The 12,096-nt window shown below is 69.8% G+C and carries 12 protein-coding genes; 2 read left to right on the forward strand and 10 right to left on the reverse strand.

The features are described 5' to 3' along the window. Nucleotides 1-49: 49 nt before the first annotated feature. The 5 genes from PKH97_RS07720 to PKH97_RS07740 form a co-directional block, all read right to left on the reverse strand. On the reverse strand, nucleotides 50-901 hold the full coding sequence (locus tag PKH97_RS07720; RefSeq protein WP_324386826.1) for an HAD family hydrolase: 852 nt from the start codon (nucleotides 899-901) through the stop codon (nucleotides 50-52). After that, the gene (locus PKH97_RS07725; RefSeq protein WP_324386827.1) at nucleotides 880-1,974 is read right to left on the reverse strand and encodes a branched-chain amino acid aminotransferase; all 1,095 of its coding nucleotides are present in this window, start codon (nucleotides 1,972-1,974) and stop codon (nucleotides 880-882) included. The genes PKH97_RS07720 and PKH97_RS07725 overlap by 22 nt, the downstream gene beginning before the upstream one ends. A gap of 130 nt (nucleotides 1,975-2,104) precedes the next feature. Next, nucleotides 2,105-3,163 (reverse strand): 3-isopropylmalate dehydrogenase, encoded by a 1,059-nt coding sequence (locus PKH97_RS07730; protein WP_324386828.1) that lies wholly within the window; start codon nucleotides 3,161-3,163, stop codon nucleotides 2,105-2,107. Between the two features lie 149 nt (nucleotides 3,164-3,312). Then, on the reverse strand, nucleotides 3,313-4,902 hold the full coding sequence (gene serA / locus PKH97_RS07735) for a phosphoglycerate dehydrogenase (RefSeq protein ID WP_324386829.1): 1,590 nt from the start codon (nucleotides 4,900-4,902) through the stop codon (nucleotides 3,313-3,315). Between the two features lie 147 nt (nucleotides 4,903-5,049). After that, nucleotides 5,050-5,526, reverse strand: coding sequence for a VTT domain-containing protein (locus PKH97_RS07740; protein ID WP_324386830.1), 477 nt, complete (start codon nucleotides 5,524-5,526; stop codon nucleotides 5,050-5,052). 24 nt (nucleotides 5,527-5,550) lie between these two features. On the opposite strand from PKH97_RS07740, the gene PKH97_RS07745 reads away from it, so the two are divergent. Beyond that, a complete protein-coding gene (locus PKH97_RS07745; RefSeq protein ID WP_324386831.1) occupies nucleotides 5,551-6,321 on the forward strand; it encodes an NAD-dependent epimerase/dehydratase family protein in 771 nt (256 codons plus the stop codon). 113 nt (nucleotides 6,322-6,434) lie between these two features. On the opposite strand, the gene PKH97_RS07750 is transcribed toward PKH97_RS07745, so the two are convergent. From PKH97_RS07750 to PKH97_RS07765, 4 genes are all read right to left on the reverse strand, one after another. Beyond that, nucleotides 6,435-7,940 carry an alkaline phosphatase family protein gene (locus PKH97_RS07750; RefSeq protein ID WP_324386832.1) on the reverse strand — a complete coding sequence of 502 codons (1,506 nt, stop codon included), beginning with the start codon at nucleotides 7,938-7,940 and terminating at the stop codon, nucleotides 6,435-6,437. A 48-nt stretch (nucleotides 7,941-7,988) separates the two neighbouring features. Beyond that, nucleotides 7,989-8,276 carry a WhiB family transcriptional regulator gene (locus PKH97_RS07755; RefSeq protein ID WP_324386833.1) on the reverse strand — a complete coding sequence of 96 codons (288 nt, stop codon included), beginning with the start codon at nucleotides 8,274-8,276 and terminating at the stop codon, nucleotides 7,989-7,991. A gap of 170 nt (nucleotides 8,277-8,446) precedes the next feature. Then, on the reverse strand, nucleotides 8,447-8,605 hold the full coding sequence (locus PKH97_RS07760; protein WP_324386834.1) for a hypothetical protein: 159 nt from the start codon (nucleotides 8,603-8,605) through the stop codon (nucleotides 8,447-8,449). 117 nt (nucleotides 8,606-8,722) lie between these two features. Beyond that, nucleotides 8,723-10,849: an ATP-dependent DNA helicase UvrD2 gene (locus PKH97_RS07765; RefSeq protein ID WP_324386835.1), complete on the reverse strand. Its 2,127-nt coding sequence runs from the start codon at nucleotides 10,847-10,849 to the stop codon at nucleotides 8,723-8,725. A 77-nt stretch (nucleotides 10,850-10,926) separates the two neighbouring features. Between PKH97_RS07765 and PKH97_RS07770 the strand changes: the two genes are divergently transcribed. Then, a complete protein-coding gene (locus PKH97_RS07770; protein ID WP_324386836.1) occupies nucleotides 10,927-11,184 on the forward strand; it encodes a mycoredoxin in 258 nt (85 codons plus the stop codon). A gap of 45 nt (nucleotides 11,185-11,229) precedes the next feature. On the opposite strand, the gene nudC is transcribed toward PKH97_RS07770, so the two are convergent. After that, on the reverse strand, nucleotides 11,230-12,096 hold an 867-nt coding region (gene nudC / locus PKH97_RS07775; protein ID WP_324386837.1), incomplete at its 5' end, for an NAD(+) diphosphatase.

A 12,096-nucleotide genomic window follows, 5' to 3' on the forward strand; every position in this document is an offset into this window, starting at 1 on the left:
ATGGTTCTTGTATGAACCTTTAACCGCGTCGCGCGCCGCGGGCTCGCACTTAGCCGTCAAGCGCTCGCTCGATGACCTGCGCCACCCCGTCCTCGTCATTGGCCGGGCAATGATCGCTGGCCACGGCCAGCACCTCGGGATCGGCATTGGCGACCGCGAACGACCGACCAGCCCAGCGCAGCATCGGCAAATCGTTGGGCATATCGCCGAAGGCCCACACCTCTTGTGCCGGTATGCCGTGGTCGGCGCACCAGCGCGCCAGGCCGGCCGCCTTGGTGACGCCCGGAGGGTTCAATTCGGCGAGACCAAAGGCGCCCGAGTAGGCGAGCACGGCCCGCTCCCCTACCGAAGCACGCACGGCCGCAAGGAAATCCCCGGTGGTCAGGCCTTTGGCGAGACCCAGAAGTTTGCCGACGCCGTCCTCGGGATGCTCACTGGCCAGGAGATCCTCGATCGGCCCGGCGCGGCGGTGGGCGTCCGCCTCGCGATGCGGATTCGGCCAACCCGGCTCAACCCACAGGCCCGATGGGCACTCGGCCGCGATCATCACCCCGGGAATGTGGGCGCGCAGATCGCCGACCACGGCGGTGAGTTGGTCGCGGTCGAACAGGTGCGCCTCGAGGACCCGGCGGGCGGCCACGTCATACACAAAAGCGCCATTGCCGCAGATCGCGATGCCGTGCGCACCGACGAGATCGCTGAGTCCGTGCAGCCAGCGCGGCGGCCGCGCGGTCACCAGGATTGCCGGAATCCCTTGGGCCGCAGCAGCTTCCAGAGCGGCGATCGTGCGCGGTGACACCGACCCATCGCTGCGCAGCAGCGTGCCGTCGAGATCGGTGGCGATTGCGCGGGGGCGGGCCGCCGGCATACGGGACGCGGTCACACCAGGCGGTGCATCCACCCGTAGGTGTCCTCGGACGTCCCCTTCTGGATGCCGAGCAGCCGCTCGCGGATGCCATTGGTGATCGGGCCGCCGTGCTCACCCGCGGTGGACGGAGCACTGCCGCCCTCCCAGACCAGCTCGCCGACCGGCGTGATGATGGCGGCGGTCCCACAGGCGAAGACCTCGAGGATGTCGCCGTTGGCCACACCCCGCTTCCACTCCTCGACGGGGATCTTGCGCTCCTCGGCGCTGAGGTCGAACTCCTTGGCCAGCTCCAGCACCGAGCTGCGGGTGATGCCCGGCAGGATCGTGCCGGTCAGCTCGGGGGTGACCAGGGTGCCATCGCTCTTGATGAAGAAGAGGTTCATCCCGCCCAGCTCATCGACAAAGGTGTGGGTCGAGGAGTCGAGGAAGACGGCCTGGTCACAGCCGTGCTCGGTGCCTTCGATCTGCCCGGCGAGCGCGGAGGCGTAGTTGCCGCCGCACTTGGCGGCACCGGTGCCGCCCGCGCCGGCGCGCGCGAAGTGCTCGCACAACCAGAGCTTGACCGGCCGCAGGCCGCCGGTGAAGATCGCCGCCGCAGGCGAGGCGATGACGGAGTACTTGACCTCGATGGAGGGGCGCAGGCCGAGGAAGGCGGCGCTGGCATACATAAAGGGGCGCAGATAGAGGCTCTTCTCGCCCTCGTCGGCCGCGGGCACCCACCCCTGGTCGGCCTCGACGAGCAGGCGCACGCTCTCAAGGAAGTCCTCGACCGGCAACTCCGGCAACGCCATCCGGCGCGCGGAGGTGATGAGGCGCTCGGCATTGGCCTCGGGACGGAAGGACCAGATCGAGCCGTCGGGATGGCGATACGCCTTCATCCCCTCGAAGATCTCCTGCGCATAATGCAGGACCGCGGCGGCCGGGCTAAGGGAGATATTGCCGTATGCCGTGAGCTCACCCGAGTGCCAGCCCTCGCCCTTGGTCCACGTCGCGGTGACCATGTGGTCGGTCATGTATTGCCCGAAGCCCGGGTTCTGCAGAATCGACGCACGCTCGGCCGCACCGACCGGGCTGGGGTTGGGGGTGGTCGTGAATGTCAGGCTCATGGCGGCGTCCTTCCGGTGCGATCGTTACTGTCCACGGTACTTGGTGCCGGCGACTGCCCAGGACCGCCCGCGTGGGGCGGGCGGCCGGCGTTGCTTGTCGGGTGGTGGTCGGGACGCCCCGGTCGACGGCTCAGAGGCGAGCGGCGATGGCATCGCCGACCTGCGCAGTGCTGCGCGCAGCGCTGCCTCGTTCGGCGAGGTCGGCCGCGACCGCCCGCTCCACCCGGGCGCTCGCCTCGGCATACCCGAGGTGAGCGAGCAGCATGGCGACCGAGAGGATCGTCGCCGTCGGGTCGGCCTTGCCCTGGCCGGCGATGTCGGGGGCCGAGCCGTGGACCGGCTCGAACATGCTCGGGTTGTCGCCTGTTGGGTTGATATTGCCGCTCGCGGCGAGGCCGATGCCGCCGGCGATGGCCGCGGCGATGTCGGTGATGATGTCGCCGAAAAGGTTGTCGGTGACGATGACATCGAAGCGGCCCGGGTCGGTGGCGAGGAAGATCGTCGCCGCGTCGACGTGCTGGTAGCCGATCTCGACATCGGGGAAGTCGTGGCCGACCTCGTCGACGGTGCGGCGCCACAGGTGACCGGCATTGACCAGAACATTGTGCTTGTGCACCAATGTCAAGTGCTTCCGCGGACGCGCCTGCGCGCGGGCGAAGGCGTCGCGCACGACGCGCTCGACACCGAATCGGGTGTTGACACTGACCTCGGTGGCGATCTCGTTGGGCGTGCCGACGCGCACGGCACCACCATTGCCGACATACGGGCCCTCGGTGCCCTCGCGCACAACGACGAAGTCGATGCCGTTCGGAGCGACGCGCTCGACGGCCAGGGGGCTGGCAACCCCCGGGTAGAGCTTCGCGGGGCGCAGGTTCACAAAGTGATCGAGGGCGAAGCGCAGCGGGAGCAGGACGCCACGCTCGAGGACGCCGCTGGGGACGGTCGGGTCACCGATGGCGCCGAGCAGGATCGCGTCCTGGCCGCGCAGTTCCGTGACGACGCTGTCGGGCAGGGTCTCACCGGTGGCGTGCCAGCGCCGGGCGCCGAGGTCGTAGTCGGTCGTGGCTGCCTTGACGCCGACCGCGTCGAGGACCTTTAGGCCCTCGGCGACCACTTCCGGGCCGATGCCGTCGCCGCCGATCACGGCGAGGTCGATGGTCGTAGGCTCCGTGGGCGCGTCCTGGGACATGCCCTCAATGTATGGCGCCTTCTCGCCTAGTGATACGGCGATCTCAGGGTGTGGTCGGGCCCGATCCGGGATGGGATAGGCAACCCTTTGGACGCAACGGAAATCTTCCGTTGCGTCCAAAGGGTTTGTGGCATCGGGCGGGAAAGTTGTCAGTCGGTGAGGTTCACGACCTTCGCCAGCGTCGCGTCCACCTCGGCGGCGATTGCGCTCAGGACGTCGGCCGGGATCGGGGAATCGAGGGTGAGCACGACGAGGGCCGCGCCGCCCGCGGAGTCGCGGGAGACCTGCATACCGGCAATGTTGACGCCGGCGTCGCCGAGCAGGCGGCCGAAGGCGCCGATGACACCGGGCCGGTCGACATACGACAAGAAGGCCATGTGCTCGCTGATCGGGACCTCGAGGTCGAAACCGTTGACGCCGATGACTTTCTGCACCATTTTCGGCCCGGTCAGCGTGCCCGCGATCTCGACGACCGTGCCGTCGGCGAGCGTGCCGCGCAGCGTGGTGACATTGCGGAAGTCCTCGGCGACCGGGCTGGTGATCAGGCGCGCCTCGCAGCCGCGGTCCTTGGCCAGCAGCGGCGCGTTGACATAGGTCACCGGGTTGGTGCTGATGTCGGTGAACAGACCCTTAAGGGCGGAGAGTTGCCAGATGCTGACGTCGTACTGGGTAATCTCGCCGCCGACCTCGACATCCAATTGCACCGGAACGGCTCCGGCGACGCCGGTGAAGATCCGGCCCAACTTCTCCACCAGATCGATGCCGGGGCGGACTTCCTCGGCGATGACACCCCCGGCGACGTTGACGGCATCCGGGACGATGTCGCCCGCGAGCGCCAGGCGCACCGACTTGGCTACGGCGATGCCGGCCTTCTCCTGAGCCTCCTCGGTCGAGGCTCCGAGGTGCGGGGTGACGACGACGGACTCGAAGCCGAAGAGCGGGCTGTCCGTGCACGGCTCGGTCGCGAAGACGTCCAGACCGGCGCCGGCGACCCGGCCCTCGGCGATCGCGTCGGCCAAGGCGGTCTCGTCCAGCACGCCACCGCGGGCGGCGTTGATGATGCGTACCGAGGGCTTGACCTTGGCCAGCGCCTCCTTGCCGATCAGGCCGAGGGTCTCGGCGTTCTTGGGCAGGTGGATGGTGATGAAGTCGGACTCGGCGAGCAACTCATCAAGGCCGACCAGGCGGGCGCCGAGCTGGCCGGCGCGCTGCGCCGAGGCATACGGGTCATAGGCGAGGATCTCCATGCCGAAGCCCTTGAGGCGCTCGGCCACGAGCTGCCCGATCCGGCCGAAGCCGACAATGCCGACGGTCTTGTCGAGCAGTTCGACACCGCCGTACTTGCTGCGCTTCCACGCGCCCCCCTTGAGCGCCTGGCTGGCGGGCGCGATATTGCGCGAGGTCGCGAGCAGCAGGCCCACTGCGAGCTCGGCAGCCGAGGTGATATTGGAGGTCGGCGCGTTGACGACCATCACACCCGCGGTGGTAGCCGCGGGCACGTCGACATTGTCCAAGCCGACGCCGGCGCGGGCGATGACCTTCAGCTTCGCCGCCGCCGCGATCGCCTCGGCGTCCATCTTGGTCGCGGAGCGAATCAGGACGGCGTCGACCGACGGTAGGGCGGCGAGCAGTTCGGATCGGTCCGCGCCGTCGCAGGTGCGGACCTCGAAGTCCGGCCCCAAGGCCTCGATGGTGGCGGGCGAGAGTTCTTCGGCGATGAGCACGACCGGCTTGGTCATGAGCGCGCTTCCTTTGTGTGATGACAAGACCCGGGTGACGGGTCGCGGCCGACGAGCGGCCAGGGACGGCACGACCTTGTGCACGTCCGATCTTAGGCGTGATTGTCCGTATGCCGGTCACCCGGTTCCGCGATGCGGTCGCCTTGGTCAGTGGCCGAGGCGGCGGCCCCACCAGCGCGTGACGATCACCACAAGGGCGATCATCGCGGCGGCGACGATGAGCCACCACCACGCAACCCGACCGAAGAGGGCGTCGACGACAGCGAACCCGGCCGTTGTGTACAACCCCGCCCAGAGCAAGGAGCCCAGGACCGTGGCCGGCGTATACCTCTGCCAGCCCATCCGCAGCCCGCCAGCGGCCGCGTTGACCAAGGTCTGCACGCCGACGGTGAGGAAGGAGAGCGTCACTAGCGGGGGCCCGAAGCGGGCAACCTGGCGCTCCGCCCGCTCCATGGCCGGGCCGTCAAGGCGCTTGCCGAGGCGCGACTGTGCCAGCCGCCCGCGGTGGGTGCCGGCGCGCAGGGCCAGCCCCACGGCATACGTGACATGAGCGCGGACCATCGCGCCGGCAAAGAAGAAGAGGTAGACGGCCCAAAACGGCCAGCCGTCGACCAACTCTCGCATGGGCGCAACCTTAGGCTGACGAGTATGCGGATCATTGTCACCGGTGGCTTGGGACATCTCGGCAGCCGCGTCGTGACGGCTCTGGGCGACCTCGGCCACGACGCGATCGTCGCCAGCCGGCGCACCGGCGTGGACGTCAAGACCGGCGCCGGACTGACGAGGGTGCTCACCGGGGCGGATGCGGTCGTGCATACGGCCGACACCATGCGGCCGTGGGAGTTCGGGTCGGTGACGACCGGCGGGACGCGGCGGGTGGGCGAGGCCGCGGCGACACTAGCCCGGCCACCCCATGTGGTCTATATCTCCATCGTCGGGGTCGACCGCGTGCCCTATCCCTACTACCGGGCAAAGTGGGCGGCCGAGCGGGAGTTGGAGACCCTGGGCATCCCGGCGACCGTGATGCGGGCAACGCAATTCCACTCGCTCGCGGCGTCGATCGCTCGGGCGCGTGTGGGGCCGGTCGGTTTGGGGGTCAAGGGTTTTCGGATCCAGCCAGTCGACATCGCCTTCGTCGCCCGGCGGTTGGCGGAGGTGGCCAGCGAACCAGCGCCAGCGGGCTTTGCGCGGCATGTGGACCTGACCGGGCCGGACCTGCTCACGGCCGAGCAGATCGCCGGGCTGGTGGCCGGGCACCAGGGCCGGCCGATCCGGCGGCGCCTGGACCTGCCTGCCCTCGGCGGAACGCTCAAGGCCTTTGCGAGCGGAGCCATCCTGCCCGGCGCCGATGTCGAGGTGGGCGGGGAGCGCTTCACCGCGTGGCTGGCCCGGCAGCCGCCGCGTCTGCCCCGGCGCTGACCTCGCCCCGCCCGAGGGCGGCAAAGGCTGCCCTCGATCGTGCTGCCTCCCTCGCAGCCGCTGGGGCGGGTTAACCGGCGGGGTGATCGCCCCAATGGCAGGACGGTAGGGACTCAAAGGAGGTAGACCAGGCCGGGGCCCTCGTCGCGATAGGGGATGCTCAGGACATCGAGCGCGGGCGTCCACGATCCGCGCACGGCCGGGTCGCTGCCCTCGAAGCCATGGTCGGCGGTCAAGACGAAGGTCACCTGGTCGGTGACGCCCAGGGCATCGAGGTGGTCGAGGAAGGCACCGAGGCGGGCATCCGATTGCCGCAGGGACGCCCGCGCCAACTCCGAGCGCGGCCCGCCGCCGTGGTGGCCGGCGTCAGTCACGACATTGGCCCACCAGGTCAGGCGCGGCATCGTGTCGGCGCGGGCATACAGCTGGCGCATCTGGGTCAGGCCGAGGTCGTCGACCTGCACGCCCCAGGAGAAGTAGTCGTCGCTCAAGTGCGCCGGGTCGGCGAGGAAAGGCGATGTGGCTGCATCGGGCAGCCGGTCCCCCAGGCCCCCAGCGCCCGCCGTCTGACCGCTGGACCGGATCAGCTGCATGGTCGAGTAGTCCGCTCCGCGATCGATTGCCTCATCGACGCTTGCCGTCCGCGGTGCCCCGCCAGCACTCGGCACCACGTGCTCCCCAACCAACTCGAAGACCGTCCGGACTTCCGGATGCAGCCAGTCGCTGCTTCGGTGCCACGTTGAATTGTCATTGGGCACAACGCGTTCCGCGCTCGCCCGGTCGAAGTAGACGTTGCCCATCACGCCGTGGCGCCCCGGTCCGACGCCGGTGAGGATCGAGGTGTGGTTGGTCAAGGTGATGCTCGGGAACTGCGCGACCGCGCCACCGCGCAGGGCGCGGCCGGCGGCGATCAACCGGGCCACGGCGGGCAACTCGCCGCGCTCGGCGAGGTCGAGCAGATCGCCACAATGCGCGCCGTCCCACAGAATGCCGATGACCGGGCTGGGCAGAGCGTCGACCAGGTGCTCATGCAACACCCGGCCGTCGAGCGGGGCGCCCGCGCCGTCACGCAGCGCCGCCTCGGGCACACCCGCGAGCCAGGCCAGCGTGGGGCCGACGTCGATCAGCCGGGCGTGGTCGTCGACATAGCCGCCGCGCCGGGCGCGCGCCCCGGCGATGATCAATGGCGCGCGCGACTGGATGACATCGAGCGAGCCATGCTCCCCCACATGCCCGCCCACTTCGGGGAAGAAGTGCCGGGGCGTATGCACGATCGCCAAATCCGGGCTCCGGTCCGGCTCGGCGAAGAAGGACAAGAGCCGTTCTGCGGCATACGGATAAGCGTTGTGGACCGATCGCGCTGGTGAGGGCGAGGCCAGCTCCGCGGCATACGGGAGGAAGGCCATCGGGTCCTCGCTGGCGATCGGATCGATCCCGGAGAGGACCGTGTGCCGTCCACCCGGCTCCAGCCGGACCCGGCCGAGGTGGTTGGCGGCATACGCGCAGTGATCGCCGGCCTCGTCGGTGGCTGCCCACACGACGAGGTCGACGACCGCGGCGAGATCACGCGTCGTCAGCGCGGCGACGACCCGCTCATGGTCGGGATGCAGGTGCGGCACGGCGCGAGACTACGCCGCAACCTTGACACCCCATTAATGGCGGGAGCCCTAGGCGGCGTAGGAGTCCTTGCGTGGGCGACCCCGGGGCCGCTTTCGGGCAACGACGACACCATCGACGAAGAACTGACCACCCCAGACCCCGGCCGCTTCCCGTCGATCGAGCGCACCGCCGAGGCAGGCCTCGATCATCGGGCAGCTGACGCACAGCGCCTTCGCGAACTCGACGCCCTCGGGCGTGTCTGCGAACCACAGTTCGGGGTCGTTGGACTGGCACGGGATCTCCCCGGTCTCCAGCGTGGCGCGCGCGCCGTGGTCCAGCAGCGCAGTGAGTTGCATGGGGGCTTCACCTCCTTGATCGGCCGCCGTCGTGGGCGGTCTGGTGTCGTGCCGGGTTGTGGCACTGTGGATTCAGTTGTGCGGCAAGGGATTTGGTCCGGGAATGACAAAGGCCGCGGATCCTGTTGGGATCCGCGGCCTGGATGTCGGTCGCTCATGACGCTGATGCGTCACGGGCTCCATCCAGGCGGAGATCCCCAGCCATCCTTGGTGCGGTCGACACCGGCAAAACCGGCAGCGGCGCTCAGCACCTGGGCGGCAGCGTGCGTCGGGTAGGCAGCGGACAGGGACGCCGGAACGACGCTGGTGATCATCGTGGTTGTGCTCATCCTTGCTGCGCTCCTTTCGCGGTGTGCTGGCCGGTGACGCCGGTCGGCGTCCCAGGCAGAGTAACCCCTCGCGCCGGACGCTGTCATGCGAATAAACGCCCCAATTGCGCGCGAGCGCTATTTGGCGTTGCCTGCAGCGGTTTCGGCGGCCACTTCCGCCGGGTCGCCGCCACCGAGAACGGCCAGCACGGACGGCCCATAGAGCGTCAATTTCCGTTGTCCCACACCGGTAATCCGCACCAAACCCGCATCATCACTCGGCGTCGCCTCGGCGATCGCTGTCAGCGTCGCATCGGTGAACACGACGTATGCCGGCACGCTCGCCGCCTTCGCGACCGCCGCACGCCACGCCCTGAGCGCCGCAAAGGTCGTCTCGTCATAGGTCGCGGGGCAGTTCCCGCAGCGCCCAGTCGTGCGTTCGACGGCCGTCGTCAAGGCGTCGCCGCACGTGCGGCACGTCGCGATCTTCTTCTCCTTGGGTTTGCCGGCCGGTCGCCCCCGCACGCCGGCGGTGGCCGATGTGCCCGTACCCGCCAGGAGCCCGTCGAGGAAACGCGAGGGGCGCCGCGATGAGCGGCTGCCGGCCACGCGCGCTTGTGCCCAGGTCAGGTGCAGGTCTCGGCGGGCGCGGGTGACGCCGACATAGAGCAGGCGCCGTTCCTCATCGATCTCGGCCCCGGTCTCAGCCATCGTGATCGGCAGGAGACCATCGCTGACCCCGGCGAGGATCACGACGTCCCACTCCAGACCCTTGGCCGCGTGCAGCGATGCCAGGGTCACTCCTTCAACGGCCGGGGCGTGCTGGGCGGCAGCGCGCTCGTCGATTTCGTGAACGAACTCGGCCATCCGGGCGGCGGGGCTGACCCCGACGACCTGGTCGGCCAGGACGGCGAGGGCATCCAGGGACTCCCAGCGCGAGCGCGCGGCCCCGCCGACCGGCACCGTGCGACTCCAGCCGGCCCCGGTCAGCACGCTGCGGACCAGCTCGGGCAGCGGTGTCTCCCCATCGTCGGAGCGAACCGCGCCGCGCAGGAGAACGGTCGCCTCCTTGACCTCGCTGCGTTGGAAGAAGCGTTCGCCACCTCGGACGAGATAGGGAATCCCTTTGTGCGACAACGCCGATTCGAAGGCCTCGCTCTGACCATTGGTGCGGAAGAGGATGGCGACTTGACTCGCTGGCGTGCCGGCCGCCATGGCGTTGAACACGAGGTCGGCAACTCCGGCCGCTTCGGCCGCGTCATCGGCATACGTCCTCAGTCGCGGCGCGGGGCCGGGCTGTTGCTGGGCGACGAGTTCGACGCCACCCCAGCGGCGGGCGCCGCCCGGTGCGCGGGCCAGGCCATTGGCGAGGGTGATGATCTGGGGGGTCGAGCGGTAGTTGCGCACGAGCTCGACAGTGCGGGCGCCGGGGAGCTTGCTGGCGAAGTCGCGAAGATGTCGAGCGGAGGCGCCGGTGAAGGAGTAGATGGTCTGCGCTGGATCGCCGACCACGCACAGGTCGTCGCGGCCACCAAGCCAGGTGTCGAGCAGCGCCTGCTGGACCGCGTTGACGTCCTGGTATTCGTCGACAACGAAGTGGCGGTACTGCTCGCGCACGGTCGTCGCGATGTCTGGGCGCGCATCGAGCATGCCGCGGAGCATGAGCAGGACGTCCTCGAAGTCGATGACCCCGCGTTCGGACTTGACGTCCTCGTAGACGGCGAGGACGCGGGCCATGGCAGTCACGTCCAGGCCGGGCGGGGTGCGACGGGCGCGGGCGGCCGCGGCCGCATAGGTGTCGGGTGTGACGAGCGAGACCTTGGCCCACTCGATCTCGCCGGCGAGATCGCGCATCCCCGTGCGGTCGAACCGGAGCTGGAGGCGGCCGCACGCCTCCGCGACCGCGGCCGCCTTGGCGGGCATGATCTCGGGCGCCGCGCCGCCGACGGTCTTGGGCCAGAAGTAGTGGAGCTGGCGCAGGGCAGCGGCATGAAAGGTCCGCGCCTGGACGCCGGCGACGCCGAGTTCGCGCAAGCGGGTGCGCATCTCGCCTGCGGCCCGTGCGGTGAAGGTGAGCGCCAGCACCCGCTGTGGCTGCAGCGCACCCGACCGGACGCCATACGCGATCCGGTGGGTGATCGCCCGCGTCTTGCCCGTCCCCGCACCCGCGACCACCCGCATCGCGCCCAGCGGCGCGCTCGCCACCTCGCGCTGCTCGGGGTCGAGCGCCGCCAGGATCGCGTCGGCGTCGGGCAGGGTGGTCACCCTCAGGAAGGTACGTGGCCGCGCCGACGTTGTCACAATGGCATCCACACTATTTGTTGCGAGCAAGGAGCTCCCGTATGTCCGTGTCCGTGCCCGAAGCCGGCAACGTCACCATGTTCTCCACGACCTGGTGCGGCTACTGCCGACGCCTGAAGTCGCAGATGGACCGCGAGGGCATCGCCTACACCGAGGTCAACATCGAGGAGGACCCCGCGCTCGCGGACTTCGTCATGTCGGTGAACAACGGCAACCAGACGGTGCCCACCCTGCTCTTCCCCGATGGCTCGACCGCCACGAACCCCAGCCTGATCGAGGTCAAGAAGCGCCTCGCCTGAGTCCGCCCCCTCCCACGTCGGGCGGTTCGACGGTTCGGGTGGCAATCAGCCGCGCGCCAGCCAGTGCTGGATGAGGCGGCGTGAGATCGAGACCGAGGTGCCGCCGCCCCAGGCGCCTTCGTCGACGGTGCGGCGATAGTCGGCGCGGGTGAACCACGCGGCCTCGGCGATCTCGGTCGGGTCTAGGACCAGTGTCGCGTCGTCGGTGCGCGCCTCGAAGCCGAGCATCAGTGAGGCCGGGAAGGGCCACGGCTGGTCGCCGAGGTAGGTGACATCGCGCACCCGCACGCCGACCTCCTCGAAGACCTCCCGGGCCACCGTCATGGCCAGGGATTCGCCCGGCTCGACGAATCCGGCCAGCACCGAGAGGCGTCCCTCGGGCCAGGCCGGGTTCCGGGCGAGCAGCAGCCGGTCGTCGGGATCGGTGACGGCCACGATGATGGCCGGGTCGGTGCGCGGAAAGTGTTCGCTGCCGTCCTGGGGGCAGCGGCGGGTCCAGCCGCTGTTGGCCGGCTCGGTTGGTGCCCCGCAACGCGGGCAGTGCCGATGCGTCGCGTGCCAGTTGCCGAGCGCTGTCGCCGTCGTGAGGGCTTCCGCGTCGGCCGGGTCGAGGTCGGCGCCGCACTCACGCAACCCCACCCAGCCGGCGCCAGCTTTATCGCGCGGCAGCAGCAGCGCGACGCGGGCGGCGCCGTCCGCGACGCCGAGAAAGACCTGCCCGTATGCCGTGTCCCCGGCCTCCGGAGCGCGCCACCCGAGCGCGGGCGGGCTGGCATGCCCGCGTTCGGATGCGTCGGCGGTGGGGCCGGGTTCCGAGGGGGCAGGGCCCGCGAACAGCGACTCGGCGGGCGTCGACAGGGCAGGGCCCGCGAACAGCGACTCGGCGGGCGTCGACAGGGCAGGGCCCGCGAA

It is taken from the genome of Nostocoides sp. (assembly GCF_035343835.1).
Classification (GTDB): Bacteria; Actinomycetota; Actinomycetes; order Actinomycetales; family Dermatophilaceae; genus Nostocoides_A; species Nostocoides_A vanveenii.

Coding starts and splice junctions, on each gene's coding strand:
- serA (WP_324386829.1), bottom strand. CDS start 4,902: ATGACCAAGCCGGTCGTGCTCATCGCCGAAGAACTCTCGCCCGCCACC.
- PKH97_RS07755 (WP_324386833.1), bottom strand. CDS start 8,276: ATGCAACTCACTGCGCTGCTGGACCACGGCGCGCGCGCCACGCTGGAG.
- PKH97_RS07770 (WP_324386836.1), top strand. CDS start 10,927: ATGTCCGTGTCCGTGCCCGAAGCCGGCAACGTCACCATGTTCTCCACG.
- PKH97_RS07740 (WP_324386830.1), bottom strand. CDS start 5,526: ATGCGAGAGTTGGTCGACGGCTGGCCGTTTTGGGCCGTCTACCTCTTC.
- PKH97_RS07745 (WP_324386831.1), top strand. CDS start 5,551: ATGCGGATCATTGTCACCGGTGGCTTGGGACATCTCGGCAGCCGCGTC.
- PKH97_RS07725 (WP_324386827.1), bottom strand. CDS start 1,974: ATGAGCCTGACATTCACGACCACCCCCAACCCCAGCCCGGTCGGTGCG.
- PKH97_RS07730 (WP_324386828.1), bottom strand. CDS start 3,163: ATGTCCCAGGACGCGCCCACGGAGCCTACGACCATCGACCTCGCCGTG.
- PKH97_RS07760 (WP_324386834.1), bottom strand. CDS start 8,605: ATGAGCACAACCACGATGATCACCAGCGTCGTTCCGGCGTCCCTGTCC.